Raw genomic sequence first — 23,150 nt, forward strand, 5'->3', positions numbered from 1 at the left:
TCACTGCCGCCGGTGCCCTCGACCGCCAGCCCGAGCCCGCCATGTAGTGAAGACCTTTCACGAGCCGCCGTTGATTCGATTACACTTTCTGCCTTCGCTACTCGCCAGTAGGGAAAGTTGGGCTAGCCGAACGCCACGCCGCGCGCGCCCGACAGGCGCTGGTAGGCGGTGTAGAGCACGCCCGTCGCCACCAGCAGCACCAGGCCCAGGGCGGCGGCCAGCCCCCAGTTGGCCGTGTCCGTGGTGTAGAAGGCGATGAACCAGCTGATCATCTGGTCGTTGGCGCCGCCGACCAGCGCCGGCGTGATGTAGTAGCCGACCGACATGATGAACACGAGCAGGACACCGGCGAAGATCCCCGGCTTGGTCTGCGGGAGATAGACGCGCAGGAACGAGGTGGTGGGCGGCGCGCCCAGCGACAGGCTGGCCCGGTAGAGCTGCGGCGGCACCGTCTTCATCACGCCGTAGAGCGGCATGATCATGAACGGCAGCAGCACATGCACCATCGCGATGATGACGCCGGTGCGGTTGTAGATGAGGCGCAGGGGCTTCTCGACCACGCCCAGCGTCACCAGGGCCTCGTTGACGAGGCCCTGGTCCTGCAGCAGCACGAACCAGGCCGCGATGCGCACCAGCAGCGACGTCCAGAACGGCACCAGGACCAGGATCATGAGCAGGTTGCCGACGCGCGCCGGCGCGTTGGCCAGGAGATAGGCCACCGGGAAGCCGAGCACGGCGCAGATGACGGTGACCAGCCCCGCGATCGACAGGGTGCGCAGCAGGATGTCGACGAATATCGCCTCGCCGGCCGGTGCCGCGACGATGCTGCCATCGGCATCGCGGCGCAGATCCAGGGCATAGAGCGTGTAGAAGCTGGTCAGGGGGCCGCTCGCCTGCTGCAGCATGGCCCAGGTGCGCCGCTCGCCCCAGGCCGGGTCGATGGCGATGAAGGCCTCGCGCCAGCTGGGTGGCGGCGCGTCCAGGCCGGCCACCTTGCGGCCGGTCGTCATGATCAGCGTGCGCGCGCCAGTGTCGGCATAGTTGAGGCGGCGCGCCACCATCGCCGCCGTGCGGGCGGCGACGCTTTGCTTCATGTCCTGGCCCAGCGCCGCGAAGGCCGCTTCCGGCGGCAGGTCCTTGCCGTCCCAATCGGCCAGCGCCGCGGCGGTGCGCGGCCAGGCGCTGCGCAGGTCCGTATCGACCACCGACCGGCGCAGCATCTCCATGATCGGCGCGATGAAGGTCAGCAGCAGGAACACCGCCAGCGGCGCGACCAGCAGGACCGCCAGCCGACGGCGCCGCCGCTCCGCGCGCCGCACCTGGCGGCGGACGTCGGCGGGTTCGGCTACCGTGACCATCCCTGCTCTCTGGTCGCCTTCATGGTGAGCACAGGTAAATGCGCAGCATTTACCTGTGCTCACCATGAAGCACTTTTTCGCATCAGTTCGATGCCGCCCACTTGTTGAAGCGCTCGGTCAGCTTGTCGATGTTCTCGATCCAGAACTTGTCCGAGATCTGCACGGCGTTCTTCATGTTGGCGGGGTCGGTCGGCAGGTCCGCCAGCCGCTTCGGGTCGATGAGCCTGGTGGCGCCGACATTGGTGACGCCGTAGGCGATCAGCGGCGGCAGCTTGGCCTGGTTCTCGGCCTTGCCCACGAAGTCGAGGAATTTATAAGCGGCATCGACATGCGGCGAGCCCTTCACGATCACCAGCGAATCGATCGTGTAGAGCGAGCCGTCCCACACGATCCCGAAATTGCGCTTGTCGCTGCGGTTGGCGGCGTCGATGCGCCCGTTGTAGACCGAGGTCATCGCCACCTCGCCCGAGGCCAGGAGCTGCGGCGGCTGCGCGCCAGCTTTCCACCACACCAGGTCTTTCTTGATCGTGTCGAGCTTCTTGAAGGCGCGGTCGACGCCGCCGGGCGCCGCCAGCACCTTGTAGACCTCGGCCGGCGCCACGCCGTCGGCGATCAGCGCGATCTCGAGCGAGGTCTTGGGCCCCTGGCGCAGCCCGCGCTTGCCGGGGAACTTCGCCGTGTCGAAGAAGTCGGCCCAGCTCGTGGGCGCCGTCTTCAGCTTGTCCTTGTCGTAGCCGAGCACGAAATTGTAGACGATGGCGCCGACGCCGCAGGCATGCACGGCCGCCTTCAGGTAGGCGTCCTTGCCGCCGATCTTGCCGTAGTCGAGCTCGTGATAGAGGCCCTCGTCGCAGCCCAGCTCCAGCTCCTCGGACTCGACCTGCACCACGTCCCACGGCACGTTGCCGCCCTGCACCTTGGCGCGCAGCACGCCGATGCCGCCGTCCCAGGATTCATCGATCATCTTGATGCCGGTGGCCTTCTTGAAAGGCTCGAAATAGACCTCGCGCTGGGCCGCCTGATAGGCGCCGCCCCAGGACACCACGGTGAGCGGCCGCGACTGGGCGTAGGCGGTGCCAGCCGTGACGCCAAGCGCAAGGGCGGCCCAGAGGCCAAGCAGTTTCCCTGACATCTTGATCTCCTTCAAAGAACCCCTTTGTCTCCCCGGCGCCGGGGACGGCGCCTGGCTCTGCGCTGCGCCCAGGAAGAAGACAGGCCAGCCGTGTGCGGTGCGACGGGTCAGTTTGCCGCCGCCCTCAGGGCCACGCAATCCCGCACGTCGAAGCCGATGGTGACCTGCGCATCGGCGCCGTGCGGCAGCGGGGCGCCGGTGTTGGCGGCCTTGACGACGAACGCGTCGTTGCCGGCCACCGACAGCACGATGCGGGTGTGGTCCCCCAGATAGATGAGCTCGCGCACCCGTCCGCTCAGCTTGTTGTCCGCAGGCTCGTCCGGCTGCAGGATCCGCACGCGCTCGGGGCGCAGGGATATGAGAGCGCGGGTCCCGGCCGTGTCGGCATCGGCAGCGCGCCCGATCACCTCGCCGCCGCCGTCCAGGGTGATCCGCGCCTCGCCGTCGCGGACGCTGCCGACCGTCCCCGCCAGGCGATTGCTCTCGCCGATGAAGCCGGCCACGAACGCATTGCACGGCCGCTCGTACAGTCCCTCGGCCGTGTCGAGCTGCTGCACGACGCCGTCATGGAACACGGCGATCCGGTCCGACATGGCCAGGGCCTCGGCCTGATCGTGCGTGACATAGACGAAGGTGATCCCGAGCGCCTCATGCAGCGTGCGGATCTCGAACTGCATGCGCTCGCGCAGCTGCTTGTCCAGCGCCCCCAGCGGCTCGTCCATCAGCACCAGCGACGGCTCGAACACCAGCGCGCGCGCCAGCGCCACGCGCTGCTGCTGGCCGCCCGAGAGCTGGGCCGGCCGGCGGTCGTCGAAACCGGCCAAGCGTACCATGTCGAGCGCCCGGCGCACTTTCTCGGCGATATCGGCCCGGGCCACCTTCCGCACCGTCAGCGGATAGGCGAGGTTCTGCGCCACGGTCATATGCGGGAAGAGGGCGTAGTTCTGGAACACCACGCCGATGCCGCGCTTGTGCGGCGGCAGCCGGGTGACGGGACGGTCCTCGAGCAGGATCTCGCCGGTCGTGGCCGTCTCGAAGCCGGCCAGCATCATGAGGGTGGTGGTCTTGCCCGAGCCTGACGGGCCCAGCAGCGTCAGGAACTCGCCGCGCATGACGTCGAGGTCGAGGCGGCGGACGACGAGGCTCCTGCCGTCATAGCTCTTGGTAACGCCGCGCATGCTGACAATGGCGCGCGTGTCGCGTCCGATCTCCACCGTTTCGAGCTCCCCAGGCGGGTAGGGCAATCGCATATGGCGCCATGAAAGCTGACCACAGAGACACAGCGCAGCCTTTGGCCGCAACCAAATGGCGGAAGGACCGCTTCATGGTGAGCTTGTCGAACCATGAGGCGCCGCACCACTGCTCGTGCGACGCCTTCATGGTTCGACAGGCTCACCATGAAGGCTACCCAAATCACCGCAGCTCGCGGAGATTTTTGAGGTTAGTAGTACAGAGGCACAGAGGCAACACAGAGAACGAAGGGTTGCGCGCCTTCGGCGCGCGGTGGCGTCTTCCTCTGTGTGACCTCTGTGTCTCTGCGCCTGAAAGGGAATTGGCCCAGGCGCCTGGATCAGACGCTGGGGGCGCGCCACTCCGTGGCGCGTCATGCGCCGTCCCGGACGAAGACGCGCCACGGAGTGGCGCGCTCCCAGCGTATGGCCCCACCACCGTGCGCCGTTCCAACCCTTGTGGTCGGCGTAGCCGGTGTGGAACTCTGTGGTTCGTCTTCTGACGATTCGGCCGATAGTGCCATATGCGATAGCCCTCCCCAAGCGGGCCGGGCCTCATTGCTTGTACCGCGCGGCGCGCGCGTGCGCGGGGGGCTACGGCGTGGCTGCCGCCCTTGCCGATGGTGTACGGTGCCTGTGACCCGCACGGCCGCAGCCTTGCCGTGGCGCATGCTGGAGGGATGCAATGGAGCCTATGACCTTCGAGGGCCCGCGCGGCGCCGTCGCCTACCGGGAGTCGCAAGGCACGGGACGCGCGGTCGTCCTGGTCCATGGCAACTCCTCGTCGATGCGCGCGTTCGAGCGCCAGATATCGGCGCCGCTGGCACGCGAGCTGCGGCTGGTCGCGATCGACCTGCCGGGTCATGGCCACTCGGCCGACATGCAGGACGCCGGGTATGGCCTGCCGGCCTATGCCGACGCCCTGGTGGCGCTTGCGTCGGACCGTGGCCTGCAGGACGCGGTCTTCGTGGGCTGGAGCCTCGGCGGCCACATCATCCTGGAAGCGGCCCCGGCGCTGCCGCGTGCGCGCGGCTTCATGATCTTCGGCACGCCGCCGCTGGGTTTCCCGCCGGCCATGGACCAGGCTTTCCTGCCCAACCCGGCGATGGGCGTCGGGTTCACCGCGGAGATCACGCGCGCCCAGGCCGAGCAGTATGTCGAGTCCTTCTTCAGGCCGGGTTGGTCCGACATTCCTGCGTCGTTCGTCGACGATGTGATGCGCACCGACGGACGCGCCCGTGCGCAGCTTGCGGCCAGCATCGCGCCGGGTGGGTATCGCGATGAGATCGAGATTGTTGCCCATCTGGACCGCCCGCTGGCCGTCCTGCATGGCGCGCGCGAGCAGCTCGTGAACGGCGCCTATTTCGAGACGCTCCAGCTGCCGACGTTGTGGCGACAAACCGTGCAGGTGCTGCCCGACGCCGGCCACGCGCCGCAATGGGAGGATGCTGCCGCCTTCAACGCGCTGCTGGCGGCTTTCGTTGCTGACGTGGGGTGAGGCGGGCGCTGGATGGATCGGCCACGCGGCAGGGCTGCTTCCTAGCTGACCTTGCGGTACGCAAACATGGCGGTGTCGTAGGGAAAGGTCACTTCCCCGGCGGACGCCAGCGACGGCGTCGCGGCGATCACCGATCGCAGCTGCCGGGCGACGGCCGCGTGCTGCTCGGGCGGCAGCGATGCGATGAAGCTGGTCGACAGCATCCGGTCGACGATGACGTGCTCGGACTTTCCGACATGGCCGTTGCGCGCGTGCCGCTCGCCGAGCGCTGAGAAGCCTTCAGCGGGAAAGACGCGGCGCCAGTCGCCGCTGCGATAGCGTGGCGCACCGCCCTGGAAGGGATCGACGATCGCCGTCAGCGCCGCCACCCACGGCACGCTTTCGTCGCGCACGTTCCAGATCAGCCCGAGAACCCCGTTGGGGATGAGCACACGGCGGATTTCCGCGATTGCCGCCGGCGTGGCGAACCAATGGAACGACTGCGCGCAGACGACAGCGTCGACCGAGGCGTCGGCGAGAGGAATGGCGGTCGCCGTGCCGTTCATGACGCGCACGGAGTCATGATCGCGCTCGATCTGGGCGCGCATCTCGGCGACGGGCTCGACGGCCAGAAGGCGGGCGCCCGTCCGCCGCAGATACGGCAGGAATTTCCCCGTCCCGGCGCCCAGGTCGACGACGGTCGTGCCCGGGCCCAGGCCGACCACCTCGCGCAGCCACGTGTCGCTTTCGGGCGGATAGCCGGGCCGGCCGCTCACATACGCCCGGGCGGCCGTTGCGTACCCTTTCGCGGCAGCATCATGAATCGCGCACATGGATTGAATTCCTGCTGATCATTGAGGGCGATCGCATATGCAGCCGTTCACCCCTCGCCCCGCGGCAGCGGAGCGAGGAGACAGCACCGATGCTCCCATAGGCGATCGCCCTGCCTGCGGAGGGGACCGTCGCCTCTGACGTTGCCATATTCCCTTGCGCCCCAGCACCTGGGAGCAGCAAGGAATGTACGGCACCACGTGGCGTTGAACCAGGGCGGCAATGCGGGCAAGAGTGCGTGCGCCCGCCGCATCTGCTGCACTGCCGGCTCATCCGGCAGCATGGCATTGTCCAGGTCAACCGTGCGGAACAAGACGCCGGACGCGGCGACGATCAGCGATGCCGAACGCGGGCGGCGGGAAGCCGCGGCGCGCAGCGCACGCCATAGCTTGCGGCTGGAAGGACTCACGTTGTCGGCCGAGGCCCAGGCGCTGACGGAACGATGGGTGGCGGGCGAGATCACTGACGCCGAAGCACACGCAATCCTTCTTGAAAGAGCCCACGCGCGCGGCCGTGACTGATCCTTACGTTTGGCGATTATGTCTTTCCCATACCCAGCCGCAATAGGCTGATATTGCCCTCGTCAGCCCTGCTGGAAAGGGCTGCACTCTGATGGGTTCCGAGTGGTTGACGTCGGAAAGTCCCCAAGCAATTGTTGTGTAGTGCGCATCCCGCTGCTCTATGGGGAGAACTCAACTGAGGACGGCATTCTTTGCGGCCGTCGTGGCGACGTTCGCCATGGCGACCACTGCACCTGCGCAGCCCCCTGACCTCGCCTCGATGGTTGGTGTTTGGAAGGGCACTATGGCCAGCGGCAATCTGATCACGCTCACTGTGAACTCAGTTGGCCCGAAAGCCAGCGGTTCCCTGAACCAGGGCACCTATGGGGGGCAGCGATATTGTCGAGGCGGTCACCCTGAAGGGTGACAAGGTCTTCGTGAAGTTCGCCAGCGGCGACATGACACTGACGGTAGGTGGTGGCAAGGCCAGTGGTCATGCGTCCTTCTTCGGCAGGAGTGGGCAGTACGGGGGTAGCGGCACAGTCTCGCTTACCAAGCAATGACAGCGCTACTCCCTTTGGCCTGACCGCCCAGAATAGGTGTCTTGGGCATGGCGCCTAGGCGCGCTTCCGTTTCGCCTTGGGCTTCGCTGGTGCCGCCTTGACAGTCGGCGCCTTCACAATCGCCTTCAGCCGCCGGTCCCATGCGGCCGGATCTTCGTCGCACTCGGCCGCGCGAGCGGCGTCGAGGAACTTCTGGCTTTGGCTGGTTTGGGGATTTGTCTTGGTCATGGTTAGTTCAGTAGGTTGAATTCCATCTTCCGACGGATGGCGATCTCTTCGCCATCCATTGAAGCAAGGAGTATGTCGCTGTTCATCACGCGTGACAGTGTGCGATCCTTGATGTCCCGAGGCTTGGCTTCTTCCAGCACTAGCATTGACCGAACGTGCTGGACCTTCTGCTCGCGGCTTTCGCGCCAGAACAGAAGCGCCTCTAGGGCCTTCATTTCGGAAGTGCCCGCGTAGATCGCTAACACACGATTGCCGGGAGAGCGCACAAGGATATCGATCACGTAGTCTTTCATCGACTCCTGCAACGGGACATTCAGATCGATCCGACAGCTTGCGCCAAATTGGCTTTCTACCATCGCTATGAGATCGTCGCGGAACGTGCTGCGCACCCTATTTCGAGCCAACAGCAGCAAGTCGTAGACGCGCAGGAGGAAGGCGCTGAACTTGACTGCCAGGGCTGGCAGGTTGGCTTCGTGAACATAGCCAGTGTGAAGCAAGACGCCGCGTTCGTCGTAATGCACCGCATACTCGCGCATCAGGTCGGTGAGCGCCTCAAAGCGTGAGTCTGCGTCCAGATCAACACCGGCGGCTTCCAGATAGCCAATCGTCTGCCCATCGTCTTCCAAGCGAAAAGCGTCCAATTCGTGGTGTCGACGAATGTAGATGGCGATCGCGTCCCCATCGTCCCGACGGAATGGCGTCTTGAGCACGTACCCAAGAGGAACTTCTCGTAAAGCGACTTCGTCGCAGAACGCCTTGCAGAATTGTCGATCGTTCATAGGCTAAGATGGCAATGCCAGCCGGGCTCTGATGCATGGTATTCATGCTGGCAGACGACGCGCAGGTCGCCACCCACTTCCACCGCCAGTGTAGTTCGGAAAATTTCGCGTGGCGCGCATAGCAGAAGCAACACGCGCCACTCGTGGCCGAGACATCGGAAGCGGACAACCCTCCAGCGATAGTCTGGACCGAACTTGTAGTTTTTGTTTTTCGCCTGCGAGAGCGGAAATTGGGAGCGAGTGATGTGCCCCGTCTCCCACTTCCCGATCTCCACATCGACCTTGGTGGCCCTTATGACCTCGACCAGTTTCATGGTCGCCTCCCCCAGCGGGGATTTAACTAGGGTCTACGCTTTTGCACAAGACCACCGATAGGTCAGGCGCTTGCTGACGACACCGCGCAGCGCTTCGGCCGTGCGTTCAGTGTCCTCTACGCCAAGGGCAGAGCGGTTGCCGCTCGCCATCGCTTCGCCGATGCGATGGAACAGAAACCACGCGGCCTTGTAGGTAATCTCTAGCGTGCGCTCCAGTTACTTCGCGCTGAAGCCCTTCTTGGAAGAGGACAGCAGGTAGACTGCCTGCAGCATCTTGTGCAGCGGGATATGGGCGGACTCGAACACCGTGCCGACCTAGACCGTGAATGGCTTGCGGCACGCATAGCACTGGTCTGGGCCTTGAAAGACCGGACATCAGGGATGACAGCGGGGGGGGGCGGGCAACGGCGTGCGTCCATTTCGGCGGAACGCGCTCTAGATTCGGGTGGGGTCAGATTTCACTTGTTCTTTGATCAAGAATTCGATATATAGCTCGCATGCCCGCCGCCGGGGCGTGTCTTGAGGGGTTCCGAAGGACCAACGGGCGCCCCGTCGCAAGGGGCGAGGCCGCCGCCGGGCCGAGCGCGGGCGTTCCGCCGGTTGCCGGCCGACAGGCAACGCCGTCTCCACCAACACCAGGTCCATTTCCATGGCCATCCCAACCCTTGCGTGCCGGCGCGTTGCGCCTGCCGAGCCGGCTGCGCCACCCCGTTCCGAGCAGCGGTGGCGGCCATGAGCGCGCGCGATCTTGCGGACCTCACCCACACCGAGCACGGCAAGCCGCTGCGCTGGTGGCGCTACAGCGACACCTTCGCCGTCGCCCGCTTCGTGACCCGGGCGGGGCGCACGATCGCCGTGCCGGCGGTCGGCAACGGCACTGCCTGGTACTGGCACGTGCCGCCGGGATCGCTGCCGATCTACGGCGCCGCGGCGCTGCCGTTGCGGCCCGACGCGCCCGTGCTGGTGGTGCAGGGCGAGGAGGCCGCCGACGCGGCGCGCGATCTCCTTCCGGATCATGTCTGCGTCACCTGGGCAGGCGGTCCCAACGCGGTCAACAAAGCCGATGTCGTGGCGCTCAGCGGCCGCGACATCATCCTGTGGCCTGACAAGGACATGCCCAGCCTCACGGCGATGGCCCGCTTCAGCAATCGGTTGCGCGGCGTGGCCCGCAGCGTTGTGCAGGCCCAGGTGCCGTCATCATGGCCGGCGGGATGGCACTTCGCTCGTCCGCTGCCCGCTGGCGTCACGCCGGACGGGCTGCGGCAGATGGTGCGCGGCATGACGGCGGAGGCGGCGGCGCCGAACGGGGCAGGCCCGCCTTGCCATGATGCGCTCGCGGATGGTCGCTTGCATGAGCCGGCTTGTCCTGGGGCCCGGCCGGAGCCGGCGCCGGCCAGTGGCGCCGCCGCCGCGTCCGCGCCGCTGCCGGACGACGACTGGCCCGCGCCTGATCTCTCCTTCCTGGATGCCCGGCATGGCGATCTCCCGGCCTTCCCCGTCGACGTCCTGCCGCCGTTCTGGCGTGCCTGGACCGGGCATGCCGCCGGCGCTGTCGCCGCGCCGGTCGACTACGTGGCGCTGTCGCTGCTGGCCGTGGCCGCCGGCCTGATCGGCGATGCCCGCGGCATCTGCCCGGTGCCCGGATGGCGCGAGCCGTGCGTGCTGTGGGCGGCGCTGGCGGGGGCGCCGTCGTCGGGCCGCACGCGCGGCATGGACGCGATGCTGCGGCTGGCGCGTGCGCTGGAGCATGGCCTGGGCACGACGGGCGAGGCCGCGTGCCGCCGCCATGCGGCGGCCCGGGAGGCGGCGCGGGCCATCGCCCGTTTGTGGCGCGCCGATGTACGCAACATGGTGATGAACGGGGCGGAACCCGATGATCTGCCGCAGGATGCGATGGAGCCGCCGCTGCCGCGCCGGCTCGTCCTCGATGACCCGTGCATCGGCACCGTGGCCGACGCCTTGCGCGGCAACGCGCGCAGCATCCTGCTGGCGCCCGACGCCCTGGGCGGCTGGCTCGGCCACGTGGCGCGCCAGCGGGCCGGCGCGGATCGGCGCCACTGGCTGAAGGCGTGGTCGGCCCGGCCGTGGACCTTCGCCCGCGCGCGTCCGCTGCCGCTCGACATCCCGCATGCCGCTGTTTCGATCCTGGGCACCCTGAACCCCGGAGCGTCGGCGCCCGACGACGATCTGGCCGCGCGGTTCCTGTTCGTGTCGCCGCGCCGCGCCGAGCTCCGGCCCTGGTCGCCGGCATCGGACGAGGGCGACGCCGCCGCGCTCGATGCGCTGGCGCGCCTGCGCGACATGCCGGCGGCGGCACGTGACGTCACGCTGACGCCCGACGCGCGTCTGTCGCTCGATGCCTTCAGGCGCGCCCACGACGAGGCGCTGGACGGGCTGGAGGGACGCCAGGCCGCGTGGTGGGACAAGGGACCGGGCACCGTGCTGCGCCTGGCGGGGGTGCTGGCGTTCCTCGACTGGGCGGCGCGGCCGGCCGGCACGGCGGAGCCGGCGCAGATACCGGGCTGGGCCATGCGGGCCGCGGCCGGACTCTGGTGGGACTATCTGTGGCCGCACGCCTGCGCGGTGCTGGATACTTCAGGCGACGACGGCCGGCGTCATGTCGGCAAGGTGCTCACGTGGCTGGCGGTGCAGCGCCTGCGCGAGGTCTCGCGCGAGCAGATCCGACGCGATGCCTTGTCCCAGGCGGTGGACGCAGCCGGCGCCGACGCCATCATCGCCGCGCTGGTGGCGGCCGGCTGCCTGCGCGCCGTCGCGCCTCAGTCCAAAGGTCCCGGCCGCCGCCGCCGCCGCTGGCAGGTGAACCCAAGGCTGTGGGATGCTCGCTGTCGTCCTGAGCGCAGCGAAGGACCTTGTGGTGGTTGTCCAGGGAACGGCCGCGTTGGTGATTCGCCCGAAGTATTGGCGCTGTCGTCACCATCGCAGGGTCCTTCGCTGCGCTCAGGACCCGGGGGAAGGGATCCGCGCAATTTGCGCAACCCCATTGCGGGCGACGGTGATGCGTCACTCCTGCCAGGGGAAGCGCGGCGCGAAGAGGTCGACGCTGTAGTGCGACAGCCGGAACGACTCGGTGGCGCTCACCAGCGCGGCGCGGATGCCGGGCTCGAGCGCCGAATGCCCGGCATCGGGCACGATCACGCAATTGGCCTCGGGCCAGGCGCGGCACAGCTCGTCGGCCGTGACGGGTGGGCAGACGATATCGTAGCGCCCCTGCACGATGGTGCACGGCAGATGGCGGATGCGATCGAGCGCCTTCCACGGCCAGCCTTCGGGCAGGAACACCCGGTTGACGAAGTAGTGGGCCTCGATGCGCGACAGTGCCAGCGCGAAGCCGCCGGCCTCGGCCTCCAGCGGGCCCTTGGCGGCCGGATACAACGTCGAGCAGGCGGCCTCGTAGCGGCTCCAGGCGCGGGCGGCCGGCTGGTGCCGGGCGGGGTCGGGGTCGACCAGCCGCCGGTAGTAGTGGCCCAGAACGTCGCCACGCTCGGCGGCCGGCAGGTGCCCGACGAAATCGCGCCACGGCTCGGGGAACACGGTGCGCATGCCCTGGAGGAACCACTGCACCTCCTCGTCGCGCCCCAGGAAGATGCCGCGCAGGATGAAGCCGAGGCAGCGGTCGGGATAGTGCTGGCCATAGGCAAGCGCCAGCGTCGAGCCCCAGGAGCCGCCGAACACCAGCCATTGCCGCACGCCCAGGTGCTGGCGCAGCTTCTCGAGGTCGTCGATCAGGTGCGGCGTCGTGTTGTCGGTGACGTCGCCCAGCGGCAAGGAGCGCCCGGCGCCGCGCTGGTCGAAGATGATGATGCGATAGAAGGATGGATCGAAGAAGCGGCGATGCACCGGCGCCGAGCCGGCGCCGGGGCCGCCGTGCAGGAACACGACGGGCACGCCGTCGGGATTGCCGCTCTGTTCCCAGTAGAGCGTATGGCGGCTGTCGACCGCCAGCATGCCGCTGGCGTAGGGGACGATGTCCGCGAACAGTTCCGACCGTAGCGGGTTCTCCGACCTCGGCATGCGCCTCGTGCTCTCCCGGCAGACGCGCGGCGCCCAGCCGAGGCTGGCATCCGTCGCATTCATGATCGATGCTGATCTTATGCGAATGCCCGGTCGGGTCAAATGCTCCGCACTTCCGTTTGTGCCTGCACCTTCTGTCATCCCGAGCGCAGCGAGGGATCTCCCGCGAATTGCCCACTGTGCGTCTTGCCGCAGGAGATCCCTCGCTGACAGAAGGTGCGATAGATGTGTGAGCACGACGGCCACCTTCGCGAGGAGAAGCAATGTGGCGCATTGTCAGGATCGTCGCGTGCCTGTTTTTCCTGGCGCTCGGACTGGACACCGCCGCGGCTGCGGGCTGCGACGATGCCGCCATCGCCGTGACCGGTGCGCGCGCGCTGGACGGCGACACGTTTCGGACCGACGACGGCCAGGAGTGGCGGCTGGCCGGCGTGCTGGCGCCCAAGCGTGGCGACGGCGCCCGTGCGCCGCTCGATGCCGGCGACGGCAGGCGTTCTCGCGCCTCTCCCGCCGACGACGCGCAGGCGGCGCTGGATGCGCTGGTCCTGCGCCGGGCCCTGCGGCTGATCCCGGTCGGGGCTGCCGCCGATCGCCATGCGCGCCGCCTCGCGATCGCGCGCGACGCGTCCTGCCGGTCGCTGGCCGAGCGCCTCCTCGCCGACGGCCATGCCCGCGTCTATCCCACTTTTGTTACAAGAAGCCTGGTGCCGCCGCTGTATGCTGCGGAGGCCATGGCGCGCGCAGCAACGCGCGGCCTGTGGGCCGACAGCCGATATCGCCTGCTGCATCCGTCCGAGATCGGCGCCCGGTTCGACTCGTACGTCGTCGTCGAGGAGCGACCGCAGTCGGTGATCACCGGCCGTGCCGGCACGACATTGTCGTTCGGCGACGATCGGCGGCGCGATTTCGGCGTGACGATCGAGCCCAAGGTCCGCAAACTGCTGGCTGCGGCAGGCCTTGAGCCTGCCGTTCTTGTCGGGCGGCGCATCCGGGTGCGCGGCTGGTTGCGCAATCGTGGCGGCGTGCCGGTGATCGAGCTAGCGGTGCCGGAGCAGTTGGAGGTGGTCGAGCGATGATTGTGCCAAACCTGGAGCAGCGCCTGCGTCGGGTGCTCTCCTTGCTGCTGGCGGTGCTCGGACTGGCTCTCGTGACCGCCTGCGCGCCCTCGAACGATACGACGGCAACGACGACGGCGCCGGCTGCGGCCCGCGAGGGGCAGCCGGTGCTCGCCGATGCGCAGCGCGCGGCGGCGTTGCGGCGCTATGGCGGTCCCTACACCGAAGGGTCGGTCGCGGGCTACGTCGAGCGCGTCGGCCAGCAGCTCGTGGCGGCCAACGGCCTGGGCACCGGCATCTGGCGGTTCACGGTGCTGAGCTCGCCGCAGGTGAATGCGTTCGCGACCGAGCAGGGCGATGTGTTCGTCACGCGCGGCCTGCTCGCGGTGCTGCAGGACGAAGCCGAGCTGGCAGCGGTGATGGGCCATGAGATGGGGCATGTGCTGGCCCGGCACGCCGCCCAGCGCCGGGCCCAGGAAGCACGGATCTACCAGACGGTGATCGAGGTGGCGCGCAGCACGCGCGATCCGCAATTGGCACTGGCCTTCGCCGAGATGGAACTGGTGCAGGCGCGCGCCTATTCGCGCGACCAGGAATTCGAGGCCGACCGCATCGCCGTCCAGCTCCTGACCAAGGCCGGCTATGATTCGACCGCCGCGGCGCGGTCGTTGCAGCGGCTGCTGGACTACAACGTGCTGCAGGCCCGCGTGCTGGGCCTGCCGCCGGATGTCTTCGATCGGCAGAGCCGCTTCGCCACGCATCCGCGCACGGTCGATCGCGTCGAGGCGGCGCGCATCGCGGCCGGCGGCGGCAATGTCAGCGGCCGCCGCGACAGCGACGCCTACCTCGATGCGCTGAACGGCATGCTGTACGGCGATCCGCCGCAGGAGGGCTTCGCACGCGGCCGGCGCTTCCTGCATCCGCAGCTCGGCTTCGCGTTCGAGGCGCCGATGGGCTACACGCTGCTGAACAGCCCGCAATCGGTGCAGGCGCGAGGACCGGACAACGCCTACATGGTGTTCGGCTGCACCGCGCGCCGTCCTGACGGCAACATGATCGATTCGATGCGTCGCCTGTTTCCGTCGGTGCCGTTGAGCGACGCGCGCACGCTGGTGATCAACGGCTTCGAGGCCGCCACCGGCGTCACGCCCCGCTCCTCGACCAGCGGCGATGTCGATGGCCGGGTCGTGGCCATCAATTTCCCGCCCGGCCTGTGCACGTTCCTGCTGGTGTCGCGCGCCGTCGGGCCGGCGGTGCGCGCCGAGGAGCTGTTCCATGCCGCCCGGACGTTTCGCCGCCTGAGCGCGAGCGAGGTGGCGCAGGCGCGGCCGCGGCGGCTGGTGGTGGTGACGGTGAAGCCGGGCGACACGCCCGAGCGCCTGGCGGCGCGCAGCCCGGCCGATGACGGCTATCGCCTGGCGCGTTTCCTGATGATGAACGGGCTGCAGCCGGGTGATCAGCTGTCGCCGGGACAGCGCGTCAGGATCGTGGTGAGCGAGTGACGGTCTTCGCGGTCGCAGCCGATGCTGCCGATGCCACGCGTGGCCGGGTCGTCATCCCCGGCGCCGGCGACCGGCCCTGCGCCCTGGGCCGCGGCGGTGCGCGCATCGACAAGCGCGAGGGCGACGGCGCGACACCGATCGGCACCTGGGCGCTGCGCCGCGTCTGGTACCGGGCCGACCGGCTGAGCGCGCCGCCGGCGAGCGTGCTGCCGCTGCGGGCGATCGTCGCCAGCGACGGCTGGTGCGACGATGCGTCCTCGCCCGACTACAACCGGCCGGTGACGCTGCCGCACCCGGCGCGCCACGAGCGGCTGTGGCGGGACGACGCGGTCTACGATGTCGTCGTCGAGCTGGGCTACAACGACGATCCACCGGTGGCGGGGCGCGGCAGCGCCATCTTCCTGCATGTGGCGCGTCCGCACTTCACGCCGACCGAGGGCTGCGTCGCCCTGGCGCGCGACGACCTGCTGGCCCTGCTGCGGGCGTGCGACGGCAACGACGCCTTGCGCGTGACGGCTTCGTCGGTCGGGCCGCGCCGCTCCAGCGGCGCCTCTTCGTCTTCCCCACCAGGATAAAGAGCGCCGCTGGAGCGGCGCGACCTGACCGAATGAGCGTCTCGCCGCCACCCGCGGCGGCCGATATACTGCGCCCGTAACCAATGAGAACAGCGAGTCCCCCCTCATGAAGGCTTCCTACGACGTGCTCGGCATCGGCAATGCCATCGTCGACGTCCTGGCGCGCACCGACGACGAGTTCCTGCGGTTCAACCGGCTGGCCAAGGGGGCGATGTCGCTGATCGACGCCGAGCGTGCCGAGGCGCTGTACCAGGCGATGCGCGGCGCCGTGGAATGCTCGGGTGGATCGTGCGCCAACACCATGGCCGGCATCGCCTCGCTGGGCGGCCGGGCGGCCTATATCGGCAAGGTGCGCGCCGACGGCCTGGGCTGGACGTTCCGCCACGACATCCGCAGCGTGGGCGTGGCGTTCGACACGCCGGCCGCGACGTCCGGGCCGTCGACCGCACGCTGCCTCATCTTTGTCACACCCGACGCCCAGCGCACGATGAACACTTATCTCGGCGCGTGCGTCACCCTGACGGCGGCCGACATCGACCCCGTGCTCGTCGGCTCGGCCGCGGTCACATATATCGAGGGCTACCTGTGGGATCCACCGGATGCCAAGGCCGCGGTGGTGAAGGCGATGGACGCCGCGCATGCCGCCGGGCGCCAGGTCGCGCTGACCTTGAGCGATTCCTTCTGCGTCGACCGCTGGCGCGCCGAGTTCCTCGACCTGGTGCGCACCCGGGTCGACATCCTGTTCGCCAACGAAAGCGAGCTGCTGTCGCTCTACCAGGTGAGCACGTTCGACGAGGCCCTGCAGGCGGTGCGCAGCGAGGGCAAGGTCGCGGCGCTGACACGCAGCGCCAAGGGCTCGGTGGTGGTGCGCGGCGAGGAGGTCCATGTCGTGGACGCGGCGCGCGTCGGCCAGGTCGTCGATACGACCGGCGCCGGCGATCTCTATGCCGCGGGCTTCCTGTATGGCTTCACGCGCGGCCTGCCGCTGGCCGAGTGCGCGCGGATCGGCGGCGTGGCGGCGGCCGAGATCATCTCGCATTTCGGCGCCCGACCCGAGACGCCGCTGAAGACGCTGATCTAGGCATGTCGATTTCGGACCGCGCGCGTCCACGCGCGCATCCGCTTGTAGCAAGGCGTAGAGCGGAGACTGTCGCGGCGATCGCGTCGGTGCGCGCGTGGACGCGCGCGGTCCGAAAGAAGAGCTGAGGATTTGCAGTGCGCGATCCTGCGACTCCGGACAAGAAGCAGGGCTGGGTCGACGCGGCCCTGGCCTATCGCCACGGCAGCGTGCGCGCGGCGCTGTTCCTGGGCTTCTCCAGCGGGCTGCCGCTGCTGCTGGTGTTCGGCACGCTGTCGGCGCGGCTGCGCGAGACGGGCGTCGACCGCACGACGATCGGATTCATCAGCTGGGTGGCGCTGACCTACGCCTGGAAGTTCGCGTGGGCGCCCCTCGTGGATCGCCTGCCGCTGCCGCCGCTCACCACCTGGCTCGGCCGGCGGCGCGGCTGGATGCTGGTGGCCCAGTCGGCGATCGTGGGCGGCCTGCTGCTGATGGCCGGCTTCGATCCGCGCAGCGACCTGCAGCCGCTGGTGATCGCCGCCGTCGTGGTCGCGTTCGCCTCGGCGACACAGGACATCGCCGTCGACGCGTGGCGCATCGAGGCGACCGGGCCGGAGCTGCAAGGCCCGACCGCGGGCGCCTATCAGCTCGGCTACCGTATCGCCGTGCTCGCCGCCGGCGCCGGCGCGCTCTACCTGGCCGAGCTCTACAGCTGGCGCACGGCCTATCTCGTCATGGCGGCCCTGGGCCTGGTCGGCGTCATGGCGACACTGCTGATCCGCGAGCCGGCGCCGGCGGCGCCGGCCGGCGATGCGCCGCTGCTTGCCGGGAAAAGCGACTCCATGACGGCGCGGATCGCGGCGTGGTTCACCGCCGCGGTGGTCGGGCCGTTCGCCGATTATTTCCAGCGCATGGGCTGGTTGGGCGTGGCGATCCTGGCCTTCATCGGCCTGTTCCGCATCAGCGATATAACGCTGGGCGTGATGGCCAACCCGTTCTACATCGACATGGGCTTCTCGAAGGCCGACATCGCCACCGTGACCAAGGTCTACGGCTTCTGGATGTCGATCGGCGGCGCGCTGGCCGGCGGCGCCATCGTGGTGCGCTACGGCATCCGCGGGCCGCTGATCTGGATGGCGATGCTGCTGCCGCTCACGAACCTGCTGTTCGCCCTGCTCGCTGCGCGCGGCCGCCCCGACCTGTGGCTGCTGGCCATGACCATCTCGGCCGACAATTTCGTCACCGGCATCTCGGGCTCGGTGTTCATCGCCTACCTGTCGAGCCTGACCAACACGGCTTACACGGCCACGCAATATGCGTTGTTCAGCTCGCTGATGCTGCTGCCGGGCAAGTTCCTCGGGGGCTGGTCGGGCGCCATCGTCGACTGGGCGCAGCTCCATGGCTGGAGCCTGCCGGTGCTGGGCGACCTGCTGGCCTTCGTGGCGCGGGCGCCGGAGCAGCAGGGCTACGTGCTGTTCTTCCTCTACACCACCGCCATCGGCCTGCCGACGGTGCTGCTCGCCATCTGGCTCACCCGGCGCGATCTCTCGCCGGGGAACCCGGACGCCGTGCCCGCTTCATCCGATCAGCAGGCGCCGGGCGCGCGCTCCCAGGGGAGCGCCGCGTCATGAGCCTGCGCCATCTCGACGCGTTGCTGAAGCCGCGCTCCATCGCCCTGATCGGCGCCAGCGCCCGGCCGGGCTCCGTCGGCGCGTTGCTCATGGACAAGCTCGGCGATGGCCGCTTCACGGGCGAGGTGTGGCCCGTCAACCCGAAAGGCCACCTCGAGGCCGGCCGCGCGGCCTTCCGCGATCTGTGCGACCTGCCGGCGACGCCCGACCTGGCGGTGATCGCCACGCCCGGCCGGGTGGTGCCGGGGATCCTCCATCGCCTCGCGCGCCGCGGCGGCAAGGCGGCGATCGTGCTCGCCGACGACCTCGGCGGCGGCGATGAGGCACGTCGCGCCAAGGCCGAGCGCGTGCTGGCCCGCATCGCGCGCCGGCGCGGGCTGCGGGTGCTGGGGCCGGCGTCGGTCGGCTTGCAATCACCCGGCATCGGCCTCGACGCGAGCCTGTCGCCCACGCGGGCGCCGACCGGCGATCTGGCCTTCGTCACCCAGTCGGCCGCGGTGGCCAGCGCCGCGGTCGATTGGGCGGCCGCACGCCGCATCGGCTTCAGCCATGCCGTCACCCTGGGGGACATGGTCGACCTCGATTTCGGCGTGCTGCTCGACTGGCTGGCGCTGGATGAAGGCACCCGTGCCATCCTGCTGCACATCGAGTCGGTCAAGGATGCGCGCTACTTCATGTCGGCGGCGCGTGCGGCGGCACGCGCCAAGCCGGTGATCGTGCTGAAGACCGGCCGCAGCCTCGCCGCCGCCCGGGTCGTGCATGCGCGGGCCGGCGCGATCGGCGGCGATGACGTTTATGATGCGGCCTTCCGGCGCGCCGGCATGCTGCGGGTCGCCGATCTCGATGAGCTGTTCGAGGCGACGGCGACGCTGGCGGCCAATCGGCAGCCGCTCGGCAGCCGGCTGGCCATCCTCGCCAATGGCGGCGGGCTGGGGGTCGTGGCCGTCGACACGCTGCTGGATCTCGGCGGGCGGCTGGCGGTGATCGAGGCCGGTGCGCTGGGGCGGCCGACCTGGGCGCATGGCAATCCGCTCGACGTGACCAGCGATGCCCCGGCCGAGCGTTATGCGGAAGCGGCGCGGGCGCTGCTGGCGGCGCCGTCGGTCGATGCCGTTCTGGCGATCCACGCGCCGTCGCCGTTCGTGCCGGCCGCGGCGCCGGCGCAGGCCCTGATCGACGCGGCGGCCTCCAACCGCAAGCCGGTGTTCGCGAGCTGGGTCGGGGGCGCCAGCCAGGAGGCGGCGCGCCGCCTGTTCGTCGACGCCGGCATCCCCAGCCACGAGACGCCGCGCCAGGCGGTGCGCGGGTTCATGCAGCTGGTGAACTTCCGCCGCAACCGCGAGACCTTGATGGAGACGCCGGCGTCGCAGCCGGAAACCTTTGTCGTCGATACCGTCCGGGCGCGCCAGGTCATCGCGGCCGCGCGCGCCGAGGACCGCCTGGAGCTGACGCCGGAAGAGTCGCTGCGGATGCTGCAGGCGGCGGCGATCGCGACGGCGCCGACCTTCCGCCCGATCGAAGGGTCGGCCTACGACCTTGCCGCCGCGTTGCGCAGCGATCCGATGTTCGGGCCGGTGCTGGTGTTCGGACGTGGCGGCCGCGTCGGCCGGCGCCTCGATGACCGGGCGCTGGCGCTGCCGCCGCTGAACATGGCGCTGGCGCACGACGTGATGATGCGCACGCGCGTCTGGCGGCTGCTGCAGGGCGGCGAGGGCCAGCGTGCGGCGGCGCTCGATGCGCTGGCGCTGACGCTGATCAAGGTGGCGCAGATCGCCGTCGACCTGCCGGAGGTCGAATCCCTGCGCATCGAGCCGCTGCGGGTCGATGCCCGCGCCGCGGTGGCGATGTCGGCGCACATCGTGCTGATGCCGCCGGAACGGACCGGGTCGCGGCTGGTGATCCGCCCCTACCCCAAGGAGCTGGAAAGCACCGAGCGGCTGCGTGACGGCCGCGCCTTCCTGCTGCGCCCGGTGCGGCCGGAGGACGAGCCGCTGCTGATCGACATGTCCGCCCGCATGACACGCGAGGACGTGCGCCTGCGCTTCTTCGCGCCGCTGCCGCGGCTGTCGCACGAGATGGCGGCACGGCTCACGCAGCTCGACTACGACCGCCAGATGGCGCTGGTCGCGCTCGGCGCCGACGCCGACAGTGCACGCCATGCCTGGGGTGTGGTACGCATCGCCGCCGATCCGGACAACGAAACGGCCGAGTTCGCTATCACCGTGCGCAGCGACATGAAAGGGCAAGGCCTGGGATCCCTGCTGATGGAACGCATCACCACCTATGCCCGCGACCGTGGCCTCAAGACGCTCATGGGGTTTGTGCTGTCCGAGAACGAGCCGATGCTGTCGCTGAGCCGGCGGTTGGGCTTCAAGCCCACGCGCGTGCCCGACGAGCCGACCGTTCAGAAAATCGTGCTGCGTCTCTGATGGCCATGCGGCTGCTGCGCTCGCAGGATGCGGTCGCGCCGCGCGATTCACGCCTCTTGCGCCTCGCATCCACCGTTGCTGCCCTGCGTGGCTGGCGACGCTGGCTCCTGGTGGCGCTGCTGGGCACCGGCGCGGGCTTCGCGATGCCGCCCTGGCACGTCTTTCCGCTGATGGTGGTCGGACTGGTCGGCCTGGTCTGGCTCATCGACGGCACGGCATCGGCAGCCGAATCCGGACCACGGCGCCCGCATCGGCAGAGCTTCCTCGACGGGCTGCTCTGGGGACTCGGCTATTTCACCGTCGGCAGCCTCTGGATCATCGAGGCCTTCAGCGTGCCGCCGGCGGATTTCGTGGCCCTGGGCCCGCCGATCGTCGGCGGGCTCGCGGTCGTGCTGGCCATCTTCGTCGGCCTGGCGTGCCTCGCCTGGACCGGGATCGTGCGCCGTGTTCCCGCGCTGGGCCGGGGATGGGCGCGGGTGCTGCTGTTCGCGGCGCTGGCCGCCGTCTTCGAGTGGCTGCGCGGCCATGTGTTCACCGGCTATCCGTGGAACCCGTTCGGGCATGTCTGGGCCTTTGCCGTGGTCCTGCTGCAGCCGGCGTCATGGATCGGTGTCTACGGGCTGAGTGCGATCACGGTGGCGCTGCTGGCGTTGCCGGCCGCCTTGTCCGACGGACGCCATCGGGCGACGGCGATTCTTGCAGTGCTGCTGCTGCTGCCGTTCGCCGCCGCCGCGCCGCGGCTGCTGCTCGCGACGCCGGAACCGGGCGGACCGATGCTGCGCCTGGTGCAGCCCAACATCCCGCAGGGCGAGAAATGGTTGGCGGCCAGGCGCGGCGAGCACATGGCCAGGCTCCTGCAGCTGAGCCTGGCCCAGCGGCCGGAGGCGGTGCGCCATGTGATCTGGCCCGAAACGGCCGTGCCGTTCCTGCTCAACGAGTCACCGGACTACCTGCGTGCCATCGCGGCCGTGGTGCCGGATGGCGGCTACCTGCTGGTGGGCGCGCCGCGCGGGGCGATGACGCCGGCGGAAGCGGCGATCGTCTCGCCCGGCAACCAGGAGCCGGCATGGAACAGCCTGCATGCCGTCGACGCCACCGGCGCGATCCGCGCCACCTACGACAAGGTGCATCTGGTGCCGCTGGGCGAGTACCTGCCGCTGCGCCGCTACTTCCCGATCCTGGCCGACACGATCGGCCGCGGCTCCTTCGAGGCCGGCACGCAGCGCCGCACTATCCGCCTGCCGGGGCTGCCGCCGGTCGGCGTCATCATCTGCTACGAGGCGATCTTCCCGGCCGCCGTGGTCGATCCCGTCGACCGGCCGGCCTGGATCCTCAATGTCACCAACGATTCGTGGTTCGGGGCCTCGAGCGGCCCATACCAGCATTTTGTCAGCGCCCGCCTGCGGGCCATCGAGGAAGGACTACCATTGGTGCGCGTCGCCAACACCGGCATTTCGGCCGTCGTCGACCGGTTCGGCCGGGTGGAGGCACAACTGGGCATGGAAAAAACCGGGGTGATCGATCACAACCTGCCGCCGGCGGGGCCGGCGACGCCGTTTGCACGCTTCGGCGATTGGGCCTTCGCCGCCACCCTGCTGCTGATGGCCTTGCCGCTGGCATGGTCCGCCAGCCGGAACTGAAACCTGCATCGGTCTCATCCGGCCCAATTTGGGGTTTCACGCCTCGCAAGGCGCGAGGGTGATCACAAGAAAGCAACCAAACATATTAAAAAAGGTATTAACAATAGGACAATTTCACGTCACAATAACGATCGTGCGCCTGTTGGCTTAACGCTGAAAAGGCGCACCTGCGATGTACAGTGGGTCGATGCGAAACAAGCTGCACTGACCCCGCACACAGAAGGCGAGCTCGGGACTTTGATCCCGGCGGCGTCACGCCATCTGCCGGGTGGCCGACGACCGGAAGTAAGGGAGTTAAAAAAATGGCAGGTCATCCGGTCGACGTTCACGTGGGGACACGGGTGCGGCAACGCCGAACGCTTCTCGGCATGAGTCAGGAAAAGCTGGGCGAAGCCGTCGGGTTGACGTTCCAGCAGATCCAGAAATACGAACGAGGCGCCAACCGTATCGGTTCCAGCCGCCTCTATGAGTTCAGCAAGGTGCTGGACGTTCCGGTGTCCTATTTCTTCGAGGAGATGCCGGTCAACGTCCTGGTCGGCCCGCGGCGTGGGCGCGGCCGCAAGGGCGGCTTCGCCGAGGAGGGCACGCCGTTCGAGGACGAGAAGGATCCGCTTGCCAAGCGCGAGACGCTGGAGCTGGTGCGAGCCTACTACAAGATCGACGAAGCCAAGGTGCGCAAGCGCATCTTCGAGATGGTGAAAGCGGTCGGCTCCGCCTCGCGTGCCCACAAGCTGGCAGGCTCGGGCAAGCGCAAGTGATGGCAAGCCGCCGCTGCGCACCCTGCGATGGTGGCTGACGATGGTCCCTGACCTGCC

Annotated in this window: 18 protein-coding genes and 2 pseudogenes; 11 read left to right on the forward strand and 9 right to left on the reverse strand. The window is 68.9% G+C overall.

Going from position 1 to position 23,150, the window contains the following annotated elements; translation table 11 throughout:
- Nucleotides 1-122: 122 nt before the first annotated feature.
- The 3 genes from FHP25_RS25950 to FHP25_RS25960 all read right to left on the reverse strand — a co-directional run bounded on the left by FHP25_RS25950 (nt 123) and on the right by FHP25_RS25960 (nt 3,740).
- Complete coding sequence (locus tag FHP25_RS25950; RefSeq protein WP_147849888.1) at nt 123-1,358, reverse strand: ABC transporter permease; 1,236 nt, start codon at nt 1,356-1,358, stop codon at nt 123-125.
- Between the two features lie 82 nt (nt 1,359-1,440).
- Entirely contained in the window at nt 1,441-2,490 is a 1,050-nt protein-coding gene (locus tag FHP25_RS25955; RefSeq protein WP_147849889.1) for an ABC transporter substrate-binding protein, read from the reverse strand.
- A gap of 107 nt (nt 2,491-2,597) precedes the next feature.
- Nucleotides 2,598-3,740 (reverse strand): ABC transporter ATP-binding protein, encoded by a 1,143-nt coding sequence (locus tag FHP25_RS25960; RefSeq protein WP_218578601.1) that lies wholly within the window; start codon nt 3,738-3,740, stop codon nt 2,598-2,600.
- A gap of 664 nt (nt 3,741-4,404) precedes the next feature.
- Here FHP25_RS25960 and FHP25_RS25965 point away from each other — a divergent pair.
- On the forward strand, nt 4,405-5,217 hold the full coding sequence (locus FHP25_RS25965; RefSeq protein ID WP_147849891.1) for an alpha/beta fold hydrolase: 813 nt from the start codon (nt 4,405-4,407) through the stop codon (nt 5,215-5,217).
- 41 nt (nt 5,218-5,258) lie between these two features.
- On the opposite strand, the gene FHP25_RS25970 is transcribed toward FHP25_RS25965, so the two are convergent.
- Nucleotides 5,259-6,029 (reverse strand): class I SAM-dependent methyltransferase, encoded by a 771-nt coding sequence (locus tag FHP25_RS25970; protein ID WP_147849892.1) that lies wholly within the window; start codon nt 6,027-6,029, stop codon nt 5,259-5,261.
- Between the two features lie 198 nt (nt 6,030-6,227).
- On the opposite strand from FHP25_RS25970, the gene FHP25_RS25975 reads away from it, so the two are divergent.
- Complete coding sequence (locus FHP25_RS25975) at nt 6,228-6,548, forward strand: antitoxin VbhA family protein (RefSeq protein WP_218578602.1); 321 nt, start codon at nt 6,228-6,230, stop codon at nt 6,546-6,548.
- A gap of 596 nt (nt 6,549-7,144) precedes the next feature.
- Here FHP25_RS25975 and FHP25_RS40925 read toward each other — a convergent pair.
- From FHP25_RS40925 to FHP25_RS25995, 4 genes and pseudogenes are all read right to left on the reverse strand, one after another.
- Nucleotides 7,145-7,318, reverse strand: coding sequence for a hypothetical protein (locus FHP25_RS40925; protein WP_178133788.1), 174 nt, complete (start codon nt 7,316-7,318; stop codon nt 7,145-7,147).
- Nucleotides 7,319-7,320: 2 nt separating this feature from the next.
- On the reverse strand, nt 7,321-8,097 hold the full coding sequence (locus FHP25_RS25985; protein WP_147849894.1) for a DUF1828 domain-containing protein: 777 nt from the start codon (nt 8,095-8,097) through the stop codon (nt 7,321-7,323).
- Nucleotides 8,094-8,411, reverse strand: coding sequence for a hypothetical protein (locus FHP25_RS25990; protein ID WP_147849895.1), 318 nt, complete (start codon nt 8,409-8,411; stop codon nt 8,094-8,096). Before FHP25_RS25990 ends, FHP25_RS25985 begins: the two co-directional genes overlap by 4 nt.
- Nucleotides 8,412-8,525: 114 nt before the next feature.
- Nucleotides 8,526-8,762 (reverse strand): annotated as a pseudogene (locus FHP25_RS25995) (transposase); the annotation flags it as partial.
- 927 nt (nt 8,763-9,689) lie between these two features.
- On the opposite strand from FHP25_RS25995, the pseudogene FHP25_RS41995 reads away from it, so the two are divergent.
- A pseudogene (locus tag FHP25_RS41995) lies at nt 9,690-10,991 on the forward strand (DUF3987 domain-containing protein); the annotation flags it as partial.
- Nucleotides 10,992-11,432: 441 nt separating this feature from the next.
- Here FHP25_RS41995 and pip read toward each other — a convergent pair.
- A complete protein-coding gene (gene pip / locus FHP25_RS40930) occupies nt 11,433-12,584 on the reverse strand; it encodes a prolyl aminopeptidase (RefSeq protein ID WP_331461705.1) in 1,152 nt (383 codons plus the stop codon).
- A 122-nt stretch (nt 12,585-12,706) separates the two neighbouring features.
- On the opposite strand from pip, the gene FHP25_RS26005 reads away from it, so the two are divergent.
- The 8 genes from FHP25_RS26005 to FHP25_RS26040 all read left to right on the forward strand — a co-directional run bounded on the left by FHP25_RS26005 (nt 12,707) and on the right by FHP25_RS26040 (nt 23,093).
- Nucleotides 12,707-13,519, forward strand: a complete 813-nt coding sequence (locus FHP25_RS26005; protein WP_147849897.1) for a thermonuclease family protein — start codon at nt 12,707-12,709, stop codon at nt 13,517-13,519.
- Nucleotides 13,516-15,000 (forward strand): M48 family metalloprotease, encoded by a 1,485-nt coding sequence (locus FHP25_RS26010; protein WP_147849898.1) that lies wholly within the window; start codon nt 13,516-13,518, stop codon nt 14,998-15,000. Before FHP25_RS26005 ends, FHP25_RS26010 begins: the two co-directional genes overlap by 4 nt.
- Entirely contained in the window at nt 14,997-15,575 is a 579-nt protein-coding gene (locus FHP25_RS26015) for a L,D-transpeptidase family protein (RefSeq protein ID WP_147849899.1), read from the forward strand. The genes FHP25_RS26010 and FHP25_RS26015 overlap by 4 nt, the downstream gene beginning before the upstream one ends.
- Before the next feature lie 106 nt (nt 15,576-15,681).
- Nucleotides 15,682-16,656 carry an adenosine kinase gene (locus FHP25_RS26020; RefSeq protein WP_147849900.1) on the forward strand — a complete coding sequence of 325 codons (975 nt, stop codon included), beginning with the start codon at nt 15,682-15,684 and terminating at the stop codon, nt 16,654-16,656.
- 134 nt (nt 16,657-16,790) lie between these two features.
- The gene (locus tag FHP25_RS26025) at nt 16,791-18,266 is read left to right on the forward strand and encodes an AmpG family muropeptide MFS transporter (RefSeq protein ID WP_218578605.1); all 1,476 of its coding nucleotides are present in this window, start codon (nt 16,791-16,793) and stop codon (nt 18,264-18,266) included.
- Nucleotides 18,263-20,695, forward strand: a complete 2,433-nt coding sequence (locus tag FHP25_RS26030; protein WP_147849901.1) for a bifunctional acetate--CoA ligase family protein/GNAT family N-acetyltransferase — start codon at nt 18,263-18,265, stop codon at nt 20,693-20,695. The genes FHP25_RS26025 and FHP25_RS26030 overlap by 4 nt, the downstream gene beginning before the upstream one ends.
- Nucleotides 20,695-22,335, forward strand: coding sequence for an apolipoprotein N-acyltransferase (gene lnt / locus FHP25_RS26035; RefSeq protein ID WP_147849902.1), 1,641 nt, complete (start codon nt 20,695-20,697; stop codon nt 22,333-22,335). The genes FHP25_RS26030 and lnt overlap by 1 nt, the downstream gene beginning before the upstream one ends.
- A 302-nt stretch (nt 22,336-22,637) precedes the next feature.
- Entirely contained in the window at nt 22,638-23,093 is a 456-nt protein-coding gene (locus tag FHP25_RS26040) for a helix-turn-helix domain-containing protein (RefSeq protein ID WP_147849903.1), read from the forward strand.
- Nucleotides 23,094-23,150: the final 57 nt, after the last annotated feature.

Source organism: Vineibacter terrae (assembly GCF_008039615.1).
Taxonomy (GTDB): domain Bacteria; phylum Pseudomonadota; class Alphaproteobacteria; order Reyranellales; family Reyranellaceae; genus Vineibacter; species Vineibacter terrae.